This window comes from uncultured Marinobacter sp., from assembly GCF_963974375.1.
Classification (GTDB): Bacteria; Pseudomonadota; Gammaproteobacteria; order Pseudomonadales; family Oleiphilaceae; genus Marinobacter.
In genome coordinates this window covers 1-16,536 of record NZ_CAXBDN010000070.1, presented here as the reverse complement: position 1 = coordinate 16,536, position 16,536 = coordinate 1, and the positions used below count along the sequence as shown (strand labels likewise).

The 16,536-nt window shown below is 58.6% G+C and carries 14 protein-coding genes, 1 tRNA gene and 1 pseudogene; 10 read left to right on the top strand and 6 right to left on the bottom strand.

Annotated elements, in window-relative coordinates; translation table 11 throughout:
* Positions 1 to 109: 109 nt before the first annotated feature.
* From AAC035_RS08070 to alaS, 4 genes are all read right to left on the bottom strand, one after another.
* Positions 110 to 199, bottom strand: a tRNA-Ser gene (locus AAC035_RS08070).
* Between the two features lie 161 nt (positions 200 to 360).
* The gene (gene csrA, locus AAC035_RS08065; protein WP_339802295.1) at positions 361 to 561 is read right to left on the bottom strand and encodes a carbon storage regulator CsrA; all 201 of its coding nucleotides are present in this window, start codon (positions 559 to 561) and stop codon (positions 361 to 363) included.
* Positions 562 to 746: 185 nt separating this feature from the next.
* Positions 747 to 1,979 carry an aspartate kinase gene (locus tag AAC035_RS08060; RefSeq protein WP_339802292.1) on the bottom strand — a complete coding sequence of 411 codons (1,233 nt, stop codon included), beginning with the start codon at positions 1,977 to 1,979 and terminating at the stop codon, positions 747 to 749.
* A 163-nt stretch (positions 1,980 to 2,142) separates the two neighbouring features.
* On the bottom strand, positions 2,143 to 4,770 hold the full coding sequence (gene alaS / locus AAC035_RS08055; RefSeq protein ID WP_339802289.1) for an alanine--tRNA ligase: 2,628 nt from the start codon (positions 4,768 to 4,770) through the stop codon (positions 2,143 to 2,145).
* Between the two features lie 237 nt (positions 4,771 to 5,007).
* Here alaS and AAC035_RS08050 point away from each other — a divergent pair, with 237 nt between their 5' ends.
* On the top strand, positions 5,008 to 5,523 hold the full coding sequence (locus AAC035_RS08050; protein ID WP_339802286.1) for an RDD family protein: 516 nt from the start codon (positions 5,008 to 5,010) through the stop codon (positions 5,521 to 5,523).
* Between the two features lie 37 nt (positions 5,524 to 5,560).
* On the opposite strand, the gene lptG is transcribed toward AAC035_RS08050, so the two are convergent.
* Together lptG and lptF are read right to left on the bottom strand one after the other, a co-directional pair.
* Positions 5,561 to 6,625 (bottom strand): LPS export ABC transporter permease LptG, encoded by a 1,065-nt coding sequence (gene lptG, locus AAC035_RS08045; protein ID WP_339802284.1) that lies wholly within the window; start codon positions 6,623 to 6,625, stop codon positions 5,561 to 5,563.
* Entirely contained in the window at positions 6,612 to 7,721 is a 1,110-nt protein-coding gene (gene lptF, locus AAC035_RS08040) for an LPS export ABC transporter permease LptF (RefSeq protein WP_339802281.1), read from the bottom strand. Before lptF ends, lptG begins: the two co-directional genes overlap by 14 nt.
* A 285-nt stretch (positions 7,722 to 8,006) precedes the next feature.
* Here lptF and AAC035_RS08035 point away from each other — a divergent pair, with 285 nt between their 5' ends.
* From AAC035_RS08035 to AAC035_RS07995, 9 genes and pseudogenes are all read left to right on the top strand, one after another.
* On the top strand, positions 8,007 to 9,500 hold the full coding sequence (locus tag AAC035_RS08035) for a leucyl aminopeptidase (RefSeq protein ID WP_339802279.1): 1,494 nt from the start codon (positions 8,007 to 8,009) through the stop codon (positions 9,498 to 9,500).
* Entirely contained in the window at positions 9,487 to 9,978 is a 492-nt protein-coding gene (locus AAC035_RS08030; protein ID WP_339802276.1) for a DNA polymerase III subunit chi, read from the top strand. The genes AAC035_RS08035 and AAC035_RS08030 overlap by 14 nt, the downstream gene beginning before the upstream one ends.
* Positions 9,979 to 10,175: 197 nt before the next feature.
* Entirely contained in the window at positions 10,176 to 10,652 is a 477-nt protein-coding gene (locus AAC035_RS08025) for a hypothetical protein (protein ID WP_339802274.1), read from the top strand.
* Between the two features lie 27 nt (positions 10,653 to 10,679).
* Positions 10,680 to 11,558 (top strand): hypothetical protein, encoded by an 879-nt coding sequence (locus AAC035_RS08020; protein WP_339802271.1) that lies wholly within the window; start codon positions 10,680 to 10,682, stop codon positions 11,556 to 11,558.
* Positions 11,539 to 12,213, top strand: a complete 675-nt coding sequence (locus AAC035_RS08015) for a hypothetical protein (RefSeq protein WP_339802268.1) — start codon at positions 11,539 to 11,541, stop codon at positions 12,211 to 12,213. Before AAC035_RS08020 ends, AAC035_RS08015 begins: the two co-directional genes overlap by 20 nt.
* Positions 12,210 to 13,889 carry a GMC family oxidoreductase gene (locus tag AAC035_RS08010; RefSeq protein WP_339802266.1) on the top strand — a complete coding sequence of 560 codons (1,680 nt, stop codon included), beginning with the start codon at positions 12,210 to 12,212 and terminating at the stop codon, positions 13,887 to 13,889. Before AAC035_RS08015 ends, AAC035_RS08010 begins: the two co-directional genes overlap by 4 nt.
* 69 nt (positions 13,890 to 13,958) lie before the next feature.
* The gene (locus AAC035_RS08005) at positions 13,959 to 14,531 is read left to right on the top strand and encodes a hypothetical protein (protein ID WP_339802263.1); all 573 of its coding nucleotides are present in this window, start codon (positions 13,959 to 13,961) and stop codon (positions 14,529 to 14,531) included.
* Between the two features lie 19 nt (positions 14,532 to 14,550).
* Positions 14,551 to 15,891 carry a hypothetical protein gene (locus AAC035_RS08000; RefSeq protein ID WP_339802260.1) on the top strand — a complete coding sequence of 447 codons (1,341 nt, stop codon included), beginning with the start codon at positions 14,551 to 14,553 and terminating at the stop codon, positions 15,889 to 15,891.
* 52 nt (positions 15,892 to 15,943) lie between these two features.
* Positions 15,944 to 16,536: pseudogene (locus AAC035_RS07995) on the top strand (peroxidase); the annotation flags it as partial.

Genomic DNA, 16,536 nt, shown 5'->3' with positions numbered 1-16,536 from the left:
GGTTCGTAGCCAGGTACTCTATCCAGCTGAGCTACAGCCGCGCATACGGTTTCCCGCGTGGTCGGGTGCAAATCCGACCTGTTCCCGACTTTCCTTCAATAAAAGGAAATGGCGGAGAGGGAGGGATTCGAACCCTCGGTACGATTGCTCGTACGGTTCCTTAGCAGGGAACTGGTTTCAGCCACTCACCCACCTCTCCTTGAGAACGCCGCGTATACTACCATAATTTTTCTGTTTTCATAGGGTTGACACCATTTTTTTCACCCCGGATATTTGCGGATGAAAAAAAACCGCCATGATAATGAAATCTGGCGGTTTTATGCTCAGCACATCCCTGACGGGTGCCTTGCGCAGATCAACTTAGTGGTTCCCGGGTTCCGGGCCTTCTCCGTCGGTCTTTTCACTTTGGATACGCTGATAGATCTCTTCGCGGTGAACAGCGACTTCTTTGGGTGCGTTGACACCAATGCGTACCTGGTTACCTTTAACACCCAGCACGGTGACAGTGACTTCGTCACCCACCATCAGGGTTTCGCCAACACGGCGGGTCAAGATCAACATGTCCTTTACTCCCTTTCCAGAGCTACCTGTTCCGACAAGAACAATTGGTAATTACGTTATACCGGCATAAACCATTGGACATAAGCCGAACAATCCCTTATCCGCAATTGTTCAGACGCCTGACTGCCCTATATGGTTCCCGTGTACTGCAAGACCCTGGCGGACCGACCTGTTAATCCGCCACATCAGGCCTCTACTTCGGGCTTGTGCAGTTCAAACGCGCTGTGCAGCGCCCGAACCGCAAGCTCGAGATACTTCTCATCAATCACCACCGAAATCTTGATTTCCGAGGTGGAGATCATCCTAATATTAATGCCTTCATTGGACAGCGCCTCGAACATACGGGTGGCAACACCCGCGTGAGAACGCATACCGACACCGACAATACTGACCTTGGCGATTTTCGGGTCACCGCTGACTTCACGGGCACCCAGTTCACCGGATATTCTTTCCAGGATTTCCCTGGCGCGACGGAAATCATTGCGATGCGTGGTAAAGGTGAAGTCCGTATGGTTATCAGCACCTACGTTCTGCACAATCATGTCCACTTCAATGTTCGCTTCACTTACCGGCTTCAGTATACGAAGCGCAACTCCCGGTGTATCAGGCACACCGGAAATGGTCAGCTTGGCCTCATCGCGATTAAATGCAATTCCGGAAACGACCGGTTGTTCCATGACGCTGTCATCCTCAAAGGTAATCAGAGTGCCTTCACCTTCCTCAAACGAGGATAGCACCCGCAACGGCACATTGTACTTGCCCGCAAACTCTACAGATCTGATCTGAAGAATCTTGGAACCCAGGCTCGCCATTTCGATCATTTCTTCGAACGTGATGCGAGCAAGTCTCCGGGCGTCATCAACCACTCTGGGATCTGTGGTGTAAACGCCGTCCACATCGGTATAGATCTGGCACTCATCCGCTTTCAGTGCCGCTGCCAGCGCCACAGCGGTGGTGTCAGACCCCCCGCGCCCCAGCGTCGTGATGTTGCCGTGCTCGTCAACACCCTGAAAACCGGCCACCACAACCACACGACCTGCGTTCAGGTCCGCGCGCATATTGGCTTCGTCGATATCACGAATCCGCGCCTTGGTATGGGAGTTGTCGGTCAGGATTCGTACCTGGCCACCGGTGTAGGAGCGCGCGTCGCAGCCCCGCTTCTGCAGGGCCATCGAAAGCAGTGCAATGGTCACCTGCTCGCCGGTTGACACCAGCACATCCATTTCCCGTGGCGTGGGTTCTTCCATAATCGCAGTTGCCAGTGCGATCAGTCGGTTCGTTTCACCACTCATGGCCGACACCACAACCACAATGTCATGTCCTTCGCTGCGGAACTTGCAGACTTTCTCTGCAACCGCCTCAATCCGTTCGGTCGTGCCGACGGATGTACCACCGAATTTCTGAACCAGCAGAGCCATGTTCTTCCCAAATATCCTGCAAGGGATACCAAGCGGTTAACAGCAACCGCGCCCCGGGCGAGTATCGACGACACCCGCAAAAAATCGCGAAATTATACGCTTGAATCAATACCAATGAACAGGGGCCAGACCACCGGTAATGTCGCCGGCTTGCTGGCACCCGTCAGGCAGCGGCGTTATCCGCCACCCAGACCGCCACACTTTCCAGTGCCGCCGGCAGAGCAGATGCATCATTACCACCACCCTGGGCCATGTCCGGCCGGCCGCCACCCTTGCCATCCACCATGGCCGCCAGGTGCTTCATGATATCTCCGGCCTTGACCCGGCCAGTGGCAGATTTGGTCACGCCTGCCACCAGGGTAACCTTGCCGTCGGCGACGCTGGCCAGCACCACCACGCCCTCCCCCAGCTTGTTCTTGAGCTGATCGGCGGTTTCCATCAGGGTCTGGCGGTCGGCACCCTCAAGTTCAGCGACAACCACCCTGAGGCCCGCCACGTCGACGGCGGAGCCGAGCAGATCGTCACCCGCCGAGCTGGCCAACTTGCCTTTCAGCTGGTCCACTTCCTTTTCCAGTACCCGGGTGCGATCCAGGGATGCCTGCACCTTCTCAAGCACGGATTCGCGATTGCCGCGAACCAGGCGGGCGACCTGATCCAGCGCTTTCTCGGTGTCGTCTATCCAGCGCAGGGCGCCAAAGCCGGTAACCGCTTCAATCCGGCGAACACCGGCAGAGATACCGCTTTCGGAAGTAATCCGGAACAGTCCGATATCGCCGGTGCGCACCACGTGGGTACCGCCACAGAGTTCCACGGAATAATTCTCTGAACCCATACTCAGTACCCGCACGGAATCGCCATATTTTTCACCAAACAAAGCCAGTGCGCCCTTGGCTTTGGCTTGCTCCATGTCGGTGATTTCAGTGGCCACGGCGGTGTTCATCAGGATCTGCTCGTTCACCTGACGCTCGATTTCCTGAAGCTGTTCATCCGTCACCGCCTCAAAATGGGAAAAATCGAAACGCAGTTTGTCGGGGTCCACCAGAGAGCCTTTCTGGGACACATGCTCACCCAGTACCCGGCGCAGCGCCGCATGCAACAGGTGCGTCGCAGAGTGGTTCCTTTTGGTATTTTCACGACGCAGATGATCAATCCGGGCGTCCACCTCCAGCCCCGGGAACAGCTCGCCTTCGAGCACCGTACCGATATGCAGGTGGTTACTGCCTTCCTTACGGGTATCGTTCACCTGAAAACGACCACCACTCCAGGTCAGCAGACCGGTGTCCCCCACCTGTCCGCCGGATTCCGCATAAAACGGTGTGCGCTCCAGCACCACTATGGCCTCATCGCCGGCCTGGGCGGTTTTTTCTTCACCGGCCACCAGAACGGTACGAATGGTTTCATGACCGTCAATATGCTCGTAACCGGTAAATTCGGTCTGACCTTCCAGCTGCAAACCACCGGCGTTGTAGTCAATACCGAACTTGCTGGCGGCACGGGCCCGCTCACGCTGGCCCTCCATGGCTTTTTCATAGCCTTCGTAGTCCAGCGTCAGCCCCCGTTCGCGGGCGATGTCGTTGGTCAGGTCCACCGGAAAACCGTAGGTGTCGTACAGCGTAAAAATTGTCTCACCAGGAATGACGGCTCCCTGCAGGTCCGCAATATCCTGCTCCAGCAGACGCAGGCCTTTATCGAGCGTCTTGGCAAACTGCTCTTCTTCCTGCAGCAGAATGCGTTCAATCTGCGCCTTGCCACTGACCAGTTGCGGATAGGCATCCCCCATCAGCATCACCAGCGCGTCTACCAGCTTGTGGAAGAACGGTCCCTGGGCACCCAGCTTGTTGCCGTGACGGGCAGCGCGGCGAATGATCCGTCGCAACACAAAGCCCCGGCCCTCATTGGAAGGCATCACGCCATCGGCAATCAGGAACGCGCAGGAACGGATGTGGTCTGCCACTACCCGCAGCGACGCTTCGGTTGAGGCAACGCCCCCAAGAATGTCAGAAGCCGCCTTGAGCAGATCCTGGAACAGGTCGATTTCATAGTTGCTGTGCACACCCTGCAACACCGCCGCGATGCGCTCAAGGCCCATACCGGTATCCACCGACGGCAGCGGCTCCATCTCGCCGCTGGCCTGGCGATTGTATTGCATGAACACCACGTTCCAGATTTCGATGTAGCGATCGCCGTCTTCCTCCGGGCTGCCGGGAGGACCGCCTGCCACATCGGCGCCGTGGTCATAGAATATTTCGGTACAGGGTCCGCAGGGCCCGGTATCGCCCATCTGCCAGAAGTTGTCGGAGGCGTAGGGGGCACCCTTGTTGTCGCCGATGCGAACAATGCGCTCGGCAGGCACGCCCAGTTCCTTGTTCCAGATGTCATACGCTTCGTCGTCGGAGGCGTAGACGGTTACCCAGAGCCGGTCTTTGGGCAGCTTCAGGCAGTCTTCACCAGTCAGAAAGGTCCAGGCAAAGTTGATGGCTTCCCGCTTGAAATAGTCTCCGAAACTGAAGTTACCGAGCATTTCGAAAAAGGTATGGTGACGGGCGGTGTAACCCACGTTCTCGAGGTCGTTGTGCTTGCCACCGGCCCGCACACATTTCTGGGAGCTGGTTGCGCGGACGGAGTCACGTTGCTCCCGCCCCAGAAAAACATCCTTGAACTGGTTCATCCCCGCATTGGTGAACAACAGGGTAGGATCATCTGCGGGAACCAGAGAGCTGCTGGGCACGATGCGGTGCCCCTGCTGTTTGAAATAATCCAGAAACGCCTGTCGCAACTCTGCGGTTGTCATATCACTACCCTGATTGAATCGATCGGTCACACGGTTACGATGCCTGAGCCCTTTTCGGGCCTGCATACAGAGGCGCTACTCTAGCACAGGCCGCAGGCTTGAAAAATGGCTTTTCTGCGGTCCCTGCACGCCCCCGGGCGCTCCGGATGCGGGATTCTTTCACCGGGCACCGTTCAGGTTATACTGCCCGCCGGCCAGACCGCTGCGGCGGACTCATGAACAACATCAGGATGCACCATGCCACGCCAGTTTCACGACCCGGAATCGCTGTTTGAACCCGCGCCACTGCTGCGCCGTCTGCTTGCCATGCTGTATGACGGGCTGATCTGCATTGCGGTGCTGATCCTTGCGACCTGGGGCTACACCATGTTCGTGGCCTGGATCATCGGTTTTGACAAGTATCTGGAAATGGCCGAGGCGGGGGCCTTCAACCGGGATCCCATGCTGACTTCGGTACTGTTCGTGATCCTGTATCTGTTCTTTGCCTACTTCTGGACCCGCACCGGGCAAACCCTGGGCATGCAGGTGTGGCGAATTCGTATCGAAAATTACGATGGCAGCTCCATTAGCTGGACACAGGCTTTGAAGCGCTATATGGCAGCCTATGTCAGCTGGATTCCCGCCGGCCTTGGCTATCTCTGGCTGCTCTGGGATCCCCGGCGCGAAACCTGGCCTGACAAGTTTTCGGGAACTCAGGTGGTGGCGGTGCCAGCGCCTCCGAAACCGGCAAAGAACGGCAAGAGTCCGAATTAAAGCTGCAGAAAGCCACATGCAGACAGCTTTGGCACCGCTATCCTGCCCGGCGCAAGAGCACTGCGCCGACAATGCCGTTGATTACAATCGGCAGCAGAATCGCCAGCACCGGATTGAACCCGAAGACCAGACTCATGGGGCCCAGCAGATCCTGCATGTACTTGAACAGCAGGCCCACGATCAGGCCGGTAAACACCCGGAACCCCATGGTCACCGAACGCAGCGGGCCAAAAATGAAGGATATGGCCACCAGCACCATGACTCCGGTACCTATTGGCATAAGCACCTTCTTCCAGAAAGCCAGCCAGTAGTTGGCGGAACTGAGTCCCTGCTCATCCAGATAGCGGGCATAGGTGAAAAGTCCGGTCACCGGCAGATTCTCCGGGCGCACAATCAGCACACTCAGCACATCAGGGGTCAGCCCGGTATCCCAGCGCAACTCCGCCGATTCTTCCAGCGAGGTGCCTTCCTCCGTGAGCCTGGTGGTGCGGACGTTCTGCAGTAACCAGTGATCGCCCTGATAGTCCGCGCGCTCTGCAAAAACCGAGGTTTCCAGCCAGCGACCCTGCTCATCAAAGGAGAACAGGGAGACACCGCGCAAGGCACCGTCTGGTACCACGGCGTTCAGGTGCATGAAGGTGTCACCCTCCCGGTGCCAGACACCGGTGGCCGCCGCAATATTCTCCCCGGCCCCACGGGCAATGGCTTTGTGGCTCTGGGCCAGGCGCTCGGCAGGGGGCGCCAGATACTCACCAATCACCACGCCCAGCAGCACAATCACCAGGGCCGGTTTCATGGCCGACCACACCACCCTTTTCACCGACACCCCGGCCGCACGGATAATCGTCAGCTCGGAAGAGCTGGCCATGGCGCCAAGTCCGATCAGGCACCCCATGAACGCACCCAGAGGCAGGAAGTCATAGACCCTGCGCGGCAGCGTCAAAAACATGTAATAGAGTGCCTCGACCACTTGATAGTCGTTACGGGCGTCATCCAGCTCGGCGATAAAACCAAACATCAGATCCAGCGCCAGCACCACCACCATCACCAGGAACATGGCGGAGCCGACATTGGTCATGACATAGCGATCAAGCAGGCGCATGCTTCTGCCCCTCCCTGGTCAGCTTCCGTTTATAGCGCCAGGCCGGACCAAACTGCAGCCACAGGCCCAGCGCCAGAAACAACAGGTGCACCCAGAGCATACCGATCCATTCCGGCACCCGACCGGATGCCAGGGCATCCCGCGCCACAATCAGCAGCCCCAGATACAGGATATAAATCAGCATTGCCGGCAACAGGTGGAAAAACCGCCCCTGACGCGGATTGACCCGGCTCAGGCTCACGGCCAGCAGGGTCACGACGGGAACAATCAGCGGCAAGGAGAAGCGCCAGTGCAACAGGGCCCGCTGCTCCGGATTACTGGATGTCATCAGCTCACGGGTGCTGATGCCTTCTTCCAGTTCACGGTCGCGACCGCCCTCGCCTTCTATCTTCAGACCGTAGGCATCAAATTCTGTAATGTTGTAATCCAGCTGACCGGGCAGGCCATCAAACAGGGCGCCACCCTCCAGCACCAGAAAGCGGCTGCCGGTTTCCGGATCCACCAGTTGCGAGCCGATATCCGCCGAGATGATCCGCAGCCGATTCCTCTCACTGGAATATTCCGCAATAAACACGCCCTGGAGCTGACGTTTGTCGTCGCTCAACGCTTCGGTGTAGGTGACCCGGGTTCCTGACGACAGCGACTGGAAGCGCCCCGGCGCCAGCATTTCGAATTCAGTGGCCTTGCGCTGCTCATTGAATATGCCCTCTACCTGTTTCATGCCCCAGGGCGAAATCCACAGGCTCATGGCACCCACGACCACCATGACCAGAAAGCCGGCTATGAGCGAATGGGCCAGTATCTGGCGGTCAGACACACCACAGGCGAACAGCACCGTCATCTCGCTTTCAAGATACATCCGGCCGTAAGCCAGCAGAATGCCGATGAAAAAGCCCAGCGGCAGAATCAGCTCCAGAAACCCCGGAAAGCGGTACGCCATGATCAGAAACAACACATCACCGGCCAGCTGACCGGCTGCCGCATCTGCGAGATACTTGATAAAGCGGCCGCTCATGAACACCATCAGCAATACGCCGGAAACAGCCAGCATGCTGATCAGGGTCTGACGACTCAGGTACCGAAAAATAATGCTCAAAGATGCCTCGCACATTCCGTGGAGCGGGCGACCCTGCGGTTCTGAATTGCAGTGGTCACCGGGCGTTGATCTGGCCGCTATTCTAGGCAACCTGCGCTTCAAATGACAGGCCGCTCTGATGGGGCCGGCGCCCCTGAAGATCACAGCAAACGGTTGCAGTGCTTGATAAATTGACCCGGCGCCCCGATGCTATAGGACCACAGACCATTCATCTGCCGGACCTGCCAGCATCGGCCCAAACGCAGAATGACATTCTTTGAATGATGTAAACCTTCAGGAGTTGCCATGAATTTCACGTTGAGCAGCAAAGCGATTGTCACTACCAAAACCGATTGTCTGGTGGTTGCCGTACCAGAAAAAGGTGACTGGCCCGCGTCCACAGTGCAGGCAGACGAGGCCATGGGCGGACTGATCAGCAAGCTGCACAAGCAAGGCGACGCCAGCGGCAAGAATGCCACCACGTTACTGGTGCCGGTGGACAACCTGCCATGGGAGCGGGTCCTGCTGGTGGGTACCGGCACGGACAAAGACCGAAATCGCGGCGGCTTCAGCAAGGCGCTGGCAGCCATGAGCAGCTGCCTCAAGGATGGCTCTGCGAAAAATGCGGTGGTTGCGCTGTTCGACACCCCCATTACCGGTGACGAAGTACTGGGTACCGAAGCAGGCAGGCTAAATCTGATTGGCCGCACCCTTGAGGACCAGTTCTACAGCTTCACCGAATACAAAAGCGAGAAACCCGCCAGCCGGAAGCTCAACAAGGTTACCGTTGCCGCTTCCGGCAGTGGCAAGGCCCTGAAAGAGGCGTTCACTCTGGGCCTGGCGACCGGCCGCGGCATGAACCTGACCAAAGATCTGGGCAACACCCCGCCCAACGTCTGCCACCCCAGCTATCTTGCCGAGCGGGCCCAGCTGCTGGCGAAAGAGCACGACGTCATCAAGACCGAAGTTCTCGATGAGAAACAGATGAAAAAGCTGGGCATGAACAGTCTGCTGTCTGTTTCTGCCGGCAGTGCCCAGCCTGCCAAACTGATCATCATGGAATACCGGGGCGGCAAGGCCAAAGACAAGCCCTACGTGCTGGTCGGCAAAGGCATCACCTTCGATACCGGTGGCATCAGCCTGAAGCCCGGCGAAGGCATGGACGAAATGAAGTACGACATGGGTGGTGCTGCCGCCGTGTTCGGAGCCATGCAGGCCATTGCCGAGACCAAACCAAAAATCAATGTGGTAGCGGTAATTGCTGCAGCCGAAAACATGCCAAGTGGCACCGCTACCCGGCCCGGCGATATTGTCACCTCCATGTCGGGGCTGACCATTGAAATACTGAATACCGACGCCGAAGGCCGCCTGGTATTGTGTGACGCGCTGACCTACGTCAAGAAGTTCGAACCGGAAGCGGTGGTTGATCTGGCGACACTGACCGGGGCCTGCATCATTGCCCTGGGACACCACGCCACAGGCATGCTCAGTAACAACGATGCGCTTGCCAACGAACTGCTTGCAGCTGGTGAACGTGCCGGCGACCGGGCCTGGCGCCTGCCGCTGTGGGATGAATATCAGAGCCAGCTGGACAGTAATTTTGCCGACCTCCAGAACATCGGCGGCCGACCTGCAGGCACCATTACTGCGGCCTGTTTCCTGTCCCGCTTTACCAAGGATTACGCCTGGGCCCATCTGGATATCGCAGGTACCGCCTGGAATTCGGGAAAGGCCAAGGGCTCCACCGGCCGCCCCGTGCCCCTGCTGATTGACTACCTGATGTCCCATGCCGGCAAGTAAGCCGGACACTGACGCTAACGGGAACCAGTCCTACTGGTTCCACATCCTGGCCCGCCCGACCGCTGCCGATCGTCATCTGCACGCGGTCAGGCTGGCCGACAAGGCCTGGCAGCAGGGTGACCGGGTGGCCATCCTGTGTGACAGTCATCAGCAGGCGGAGGAACTGGACGAATTGCTGTGGAGTTTCACACCGGATGCCTTCATCCCCCACAGCATTGTGGCTGATGTCACCACCCGCTGCCCGGATCCGGTGGGTGTCCTGTTATGCCAGCCGGTTGCCGACGACTGGGATACGTTGATCATCCTGTCAGCTGCCCTCCCTGCCGATGCCGACCGTTTCAAACGCCTTGCTCTGGTTGCCCATAACGATCCGGAGGTACTGAATCAGGCCCGCTCGCATTTCAGGCAGCTGCGGGCCCTGGGCATTGAGGCCCGGGTCCATGACCAGCGTAAAAAACAGACGTCGGTTGACCGGTAAAAAAACACCCCGAAGCACTTGAATGTATTCCGCACCTATTGCAGACTGATTTCAGGCAAACGGACTTTGCTGTTCCCCCTGCGGTTTTGCCCACGCACACTGAAGACTCCGTCGTAGGGCGCATCCTCTCACGCCTTGATCTGGAACTCTGCTGTCTCGGTTAACTGTCACCTGATTCAGGTCACGTGAGGCCAGCCATGAGCGTTGACGTACCCCTGGACAACATCAGAATAAGGGAAATCCGGATCCAGGAATTTCCCGATCTGAACCTCGATCTGGACCTCGGCCTTGAGGGCGGGGTTGCCTTGGGACTCGACAATATCCAGCTCGGCATCACAGAGCTGCCAGCTCTGAGTGTCGGTGTCACCGAACTTCCGGACGTCAACGCCAACCTGGCGGTCACCCGGCTGCCACCCATAGAACTCGCAACTGACAACACCCTTAAATCCGACAACAAGGTGGATCTGGAAGTGGGTGTCGCGGTGCGAAAGCTGCCCAGAGTCGACATCCAGTTTGGCTTTCGCCCCATGCGTTTTTACCTGCCGCTGAACTACCGTTTCTGTCTGACCCTGTTCGGCCACCGTGTTCTTGAATTACACAGCTGCGGTGAAGGCATCCTCATTTCCGAGGACAACGAGGCCGGAGCAGGCGCTGCCGGTAGCCGGAACCCATAACAGCGACCGTTCAGGGAGAGCACGGCCATGAAAGGTCCATACTCAGGAAAAGCCGGGACAGACTGGCAACTGAAGCCGGGAACCTACCTGTTTTCGGGCACCCCCGACCACTGCATCGGTGATCTGACGTTCTCCAACCAGAGCCCGCAGAAGGTACGTATCCGCCAGCTTGAAACTGTGGCAGCCACCGGCCAGAGCGCCCCCAAAAAAAAGGGCCTGAAGACACTTCCGCCCACCGCCATTCGGGTTGCGGCAAGAATGCTGCCAAACCAGGCCTCCTGCGCCCGCGCATACCTGCAGTTGCCGCCAGACACGCCAGCCGGGCGTTACCAGGCCGAACTCCGGGTAGGCGAGCAAAAAGCCGACCTGGAAATCGAGGTACTTGAAAACCGGTCCCTGGACATAGAGCCGGGGCACGTCGAACTGTCCGGTGGCAGCGGTGATTCACTGAGTTTTACGGTGACCATGACCAACTACGGTAACGTCAACATCGACTGCCGCAATATTGGCCTTATCTGGCTGCGGGAACAGGACTGGATTGGCCGCACCCTGATCTACAGCCTGCGGGAAACCCGCCCCGAGGATGACTACGAGAACTTTGCCAACCGCGTACTGCACAATTTCCGGAAAGAAACCCTGGCCCCCTTGCGGGTTCACTTTGAGCCGGCCCTGAAAGGACCGCTACCGGCCTCGGAGCGAACACAGCGAATCCTGACCCTGACCTTGCCAGAGGGCCTGAGGAAGGGTCGTCGTTACCGGGGATTCATCAAAATCGCAGAGGGAAGAATCTGGCTCGACGTTTATTGCAACCGTGGCACCGTGGGGCGCAGTAACGACCAGCAGCAGAGACCGGCAAACCCACCGGACAGCACTTCAGGAGATCGTCATGAACCCGGAAACCCTTGATACCGGTTGCTGCGAGGCACCGGAAAAGCCAGCCGGCCAGTGCATGCCCAGTGCTGGCAGCCTGATCCTGCTGGTACCCAGACTTGTTGTGGCTTCGCTGCGCAGCGCGACAGAGGTCATCAGCAAAACCCTCGATGGCAGCCTCAATAAAAAATATTGCGAGGCCCCGTGCCACGACAAATGCGCGCCAGGGTGTTGTGATATTCCGGAAACATCCTGCCCGAGTCCCTGTGTCGGTGAAATCTGCTGGAGTGGCTGCGTCGGCGATCGTTTCAGGTATCGGCTGCAGGTCACCAACACCGGCGATACCGAACGAGAATTCCGGTTTTCCGCCGCACCCTTCCCCTGCACAGACCAGCAGGTCACGCTGTCAGCGGACCGCAGAACCCTGGCCCCGGGAGAGAGTTTCCTGCTGGAAGTCGGCTTCGCTGTCCCCGACGAGTTTGGCGGCGGCGTTTATTGCGGACGCCTGTCCATTACCGGGGCCTACGAACAGTTTCTGCGGATCCTGCTGAACGTCCGCCCGCACCAGGCCTGCTGTGGCCATATAGAACAAGGAGAAATACCACAGCAGATCAAGGCAACACACTGGTTCCGCCACTTCCAGTATGAGAAGCCCTGCTTTCCTGCCGCACCAGAGGCCCGCCAACCATGAAGCCCGGGGCAGACAACTCACGCTTCGACACTATCGTCATTGGTTCCGGTTTTGGAGGCGCCATTACCGCCTGCCGTCTGGCCCAGGCCGGAATGTCCGTGTGTCTGCTGGAAAAGGGCCGGCGCTGGCTGCGCACGGATTTCCCGCGGTCCCCCGGCGCCGTCAGTCGCCATACCTTCACCAATGCTGGCGATCAGCCCGGCCGGGGCTTTATTGAATACCTCAGGTTCAAGACCATGGACGTTATCCAGGGCACCGGACTTGGCGGCGGCTCCCTGCATTATTTTAATGTCCACAAACCGGCACCGGCCCTTATTTTTGACCAGCCATGCTGGCCCCGTAGCACCGACGCCCGCCGCATGAAGCCCTATTACGCCCTGGCCGCAGACATGCTGGGAGCCAAAACCCTGACTGCAGAAGCCGGGCACCGGGTTCCGCCCCGGACGGAAGCCTTTAACCGGGCGGTGGCCAGTATCGGACGCCAGCCAGAACCCGTGCCCATATGCGTCGAGCTGGCCCCCGACAGCCCGACCACCTGCCAGCATTGTGGAAACTGCCTGCTCGGCTGTCATGTCCATGCCAAAAATACCCTCGACCTGAATTACATCCCGCTGGCGGAAGCCCACGGAGCGCAGGTGCTTACCGGCCACAAGGCAGTGAACATCACACCGGAGCAGGACGGTTACAGTGTTACCGCCCAATACACGACCCATCCCGAGCAGGAGAATGCCGTCGACGGTATACGACACCTGTTCGCCCGCAAAGTGATTCTGGCGGCGGGAACCCTGGGGACCAACGAACTGTTACTGCGCTGCAAGCACAAGTTCGGGACGCTGCCGCGACTGTCCGCCTGTCTCGGCCACGGTTATTCGGGCAATGGCGACTTTCTGTTTGCAGGCACTCGTTACCGGCGTCAGCTGGTAGACCCCGGCAGTGGGCCCAGCATTACCACCGGTGTCGGTTTTGAGGACAAACCCGGTCAGTACATCTATATCGAAGACCTGGGTTACCCCGATCCCTTCATCTGGCATTTCAACGCACTACTGCCAACCAGCCGGCGGGTTCCCGCTCTGGCACGACAGATCTACCGCTATTTTGCCAGCCCTCTAGGAGGACGCCTCCAGTTCGAGTTGAATGATGTTATGACCGACGGCTATCTGACGAACTTTCTGCCCTATCTTGGCATGGGCACCGATGCGGCGGATGGCCGATTGCTGCTGAACCGGCGCGGAGAACTGGAGCTGAAATGGTCCATAAGACGCAGCCTGCCCATGTTCCGGTCCATGATCCGGCACATGGAAGACCTTAGCCGTCGCTCCGGAGGTCGTTTTGTGAACAGTTTCCTGTGGCAGACCCCTCTGCTTCGACTGCCGCTGAAAAAAACCCTGACCGCACACCCGCTGGGAGGCTGTGCCATGTCTGATACTCCGGCAACCGGTGTCACCAACGATGCCGGAGAGGTCTGGGGTTACCCCGGATTGTACGTGGCCGATGGCGCACTCATGCCCATGGCCATTGGGGTTAACCCCTCCGCCACCATCAGTGCCTTTGCCGAACGAGTCGCCTTCCGGATCATTCACAACCGTGAATTAACAGAAAACGACAGGGCCCGGCCGGCCAACCATCGTACCGAAACTCATGAAAAGTCGCGGCAAGCGGAAGCAGAAACCGCCTGACGCCCAGAATGCCTGCACCCTGGCAGGCGAGCCGAACCGGTTTTACGGATCTCAGATGAGGATAGCCAAATGGCCAACACAGCTACTCTGAATGCCCCAACCACACCCGGACGCAGAGCACCCAGATCCCAAAGCCGCAACAAGGGTGTGCCAGCCCTGAAACAGCAGGCGGACGTAGAGTCCAATCGTCAGCAGGTAGAACGCTGGATGAGGCTTTCACGAAAAGAACTGGACGCCATCTACCTGAAAGCCCGACCCGGCAGGCTGCCACTGGGAGATACCCGTGGTACCGCGTTGTTCGCAGGCTGGCCCGGGGCGGCTGTTTTTTCCAGGATGGCTCGTGCGGCCTGGCAGGGTAAGGTCTTCGACCTGCCGGGCTCGGTCAAGGACACCGGCGTTGTAGTCAACAAGATACTGCCCAAAGGCTGGAAGCTTATCGTTGCGAAAGCCTACCAGGGCCAGAGCTGGCTGGACGGCAAACCAACCCTGGTTATCGATTACAGCACTACCTCTGTAGTGGCCCGTCTGATCAGGGATGAAATCCGCGAGGTTGCGCCTGGACTGTACCTGGGCAAGGTCTGGATCGGAAAACGCAGGGTGCTGGATTTTGCCCTTGAACAGCCTGACCCGACCCAGGCCTGAGCATGGGGAAGCCGGCCTTATGAAAGCACTGATCAATCGGACCAAAGCCGCACTTTCGCGGGTTCATCCACTACCGCAGAACGATCTGACATTGCGCTTTCCGATAATCCAGAACCGCGAAAAGCGGCTGAGGGAGCTGCTGTCGGCCCTGGCCGAAGATCCTGCCCACAATGACCTGCTGCCCTTTGCCCGGTTCCGGCAACTCCACTTTGCCCGATTTCTGATTCTGGAGGGCGAAAAACACCCGGAGGAATACGGTTCAACCCTGATTTTTCTGGCTAATGTCGACGGTCCGTTGGCTGCGTTCCTGGAGCAGCTGACCAGCGATCACAGCCAGGCGCTGGACCGTATCCTGTCTACCTGCGAGGGTTACCCGACACGGACCTGGCGCAGTCATGCCACCCGAATCGGTTACCTGTTCCGGCATCAGCTGGCCTCCCAGGCCTACTACGTCAATACGCTGGGCCGCAGTGCGGAACAGATCCGCCAGGAGGAACAGCTCTACCAGGCTTTGCAACAGTTTCTGAACAATCTCGACCCCGACCTGCCGTTCTCGGCATCAACAATCCGTGATGCGGCCATTGCCTATGTCGCTGACCACCCCGATCTGGCCTGGGCACTGACACCACGACCACGACCCGGCCTGCTCTGGCGAACCTGGGAAACGACCCGCTTCAGATTGCTGGTCGCGCTGGGCATTCTGGCTGTGATCTGGGGCTGGCCGCTGTTGTTGGCGTGGCTGCTTGCCCTGCGCTTCCGTGAGTTGCGGGACACCGAATTCACCCACAAGGCGCCCCTGAGTCGCCTCGACCAGCTCAGGTCTGAAGAGGACATGGCGGCTCATAATCCCTTTGCTGCCGCAGGGTACCTGAAGCCCGGCCTGTTGCGCCGGATCACCGCCAGGGGCTTGCTGGCCCCGGCCCAGGTGGCACTCAGACATGTCTTCAACCGCGGCGATCTTGCCGGAGTGCCGCTGCTGGGACTCGATGGCGTCGACACCATACACTTCGCTCGCTGGACCATGCTGGATGGCGACAGGCGGCTGCTGTTTACCAGCAATTACGACGGCAGCCTGGAGAGCTACATGGTGGATTTTATAGATAAGGTGGCCTGGGGTCTGAACCTTATCTTCAGCAACGGTGCAGGCTACCCCCGAACCCGATGGCTGGTAATGGAGGGCGCCCGCAAAGAACAGCGTTTCAAGGATTACCTGGCCCTGCATCAGCTCGAGAACCTGATGTGGTATACGCCCTACCCACAACTGACCGCCGTGGGAATTGCCAACAACGAAGCCATCCGCAACGGCCTGAGCGGCACCATGGATGACGCCCAGGCACAGGCCTGGCTGAACCGGCTGTGAACCGCCAGTCAGGGAAGGCCAGGCATTCACACCCAAAGGAAAGGGCCCGGATATGACCGCCACCACCGGCATTGAACTTGATGACATACAGGGCCTACTGGTCCGGGGCTATGGCAACCTGCCAGCGGCCGGTTTCTTGCTGATCGCCGTCAACGATCGAAAAAAAGCCCTGCCCTGGCTGGCCGGACTGGAGCCACAACTCACCTATGCGTCAGAAAAACCCGCTGATCTTGCACTGAATCTGGCCTTAAGCCATAACGGACTGGAACAGCTGGGCCTTTCGAGCGAGGTACTTGCCGGCTTTTCGAATGAATTTCGCTCCGGCATGACCACCCCACACAAAAGCCGGACCCTTGGCGACGAAGGCGAAAGCGATCCGGGCAAATGGCTGTGGGGCGGCCCGGGCACCCGCCCGGTTGATTTGCTGTTGCTCTGTTACAGCAACAGCGAAGAGACGCTCCAGGCCCGGATAGCCGCTCTCGCCCGTGAGCTGGACAGCCACGGACTTGAGGAAATCCTGCAGCTCGACACCCTCACCCTGCCGGATTTCCGTGAGCATTTCGGCTTCCGTGACGGCATTGGCCAGCCCTACATCGCCGAGTTCGATCAGCATAGCCGTGGCCACCCCTACCCGGTCCCGCTGGG

What these genes read in the sequence shown, in the direction of transcription:
- csrA (WP_339802295.1), bottom strand. Translation starts at nt 561, where the DNA reads ATGTTGATCTTGACCCGCCGTGTTGGCGAAACCCTGATGGTGGGTGAC.
- AAC035_RS08060 (WP_339802292.1), bottom strand. Translation starts at nt 1,979, where the DNA reads ATGGCTCTGCTGGTTCAGAAATTCGGTGGTACATCCGTCGGCACGACC.
- alaS (WP_339802289.1), bottom strand. Translation starts at nt 4,770, where the DNA reads ATGACAACCGCAGAGTTGCGACAGGCGTTTCTGGATTATTTCAAACAG.
- AAC035_RS08050 (WP_339802286.1), top strand. Translation starts at nt 5,008, where the DNA reads ATGCCACGCCAGTTTCACGACCCGGAATCGCTGTTTGAACCCGCGCCA.
- lptG (WP_339802284.1), bottom strand. Translation starts at nt 6,625, where the DNA reads ATGCGCCTGCTTGATCGCTATGTCATGACCAATGTCGGCTCCGCCATG.
- AAC035_RS08035 (WP_339802279.1), top strand. Translation starts at nt 8,007, where the DNA reads ATGAATTTCACGTTGAGCAGCAAAGCGATTGTCACTACCAAAACCGAT.
- AAC035_RS08030 (WP_339802276.1), top strand. Translation starts at nt 9,487, where the DNA reads ATGCCGGCAAGTAAGCCGGACACTGACGCTAACGGGAACCAGTCCTAC.
- AAC035_RS08025 (WP_339802274.1), top strand. Translation starts at nt 10,176, where the DNA reads ATGAGCGTTGACGTACCCCTGGACAACATCAGAATAAGGGAAATCCGG.
- AAC035_RS08020 (WP_339802271.1), top strand. Translation starts at nt 10,680, where the DNA reads ATGAAAGGTCCATACTCAGGAAAAGCCGGGACAGACTGGCAACTGAAG.
- AAC035_RS08015 (WP_339802268.1), top strand. Translation starts at nt 11,539, where the DNA reads ATGAACCCGGAAACCCTTGATACCGGTTGCTGCGAGGCACCGGAAAAG.
- AAC035_RS08010 (WP_339802266.1), top strand. Translation starts at nt 12,210, where the DNA reads ATGAAGCCCGGGGCAGACAACTCACGCTTCGACACTATCGTCATTGGT.
- AAC035_RS08005 (WP_339802263.1), top strand. Translation starts at nt 13,959, where the DNA reads ATGGCCAACACAGCTACTCTGAATGCCCCAACCACACCCGGACGCAGA.
- AAC035_RS08000 (WP_339802260.1), top strand. Translation starts at nt 14,551, where the DNA reads ATGAAAGCACTGATCAATCGGACCAAAGCCGCACTTTCGCGGGTTCAT.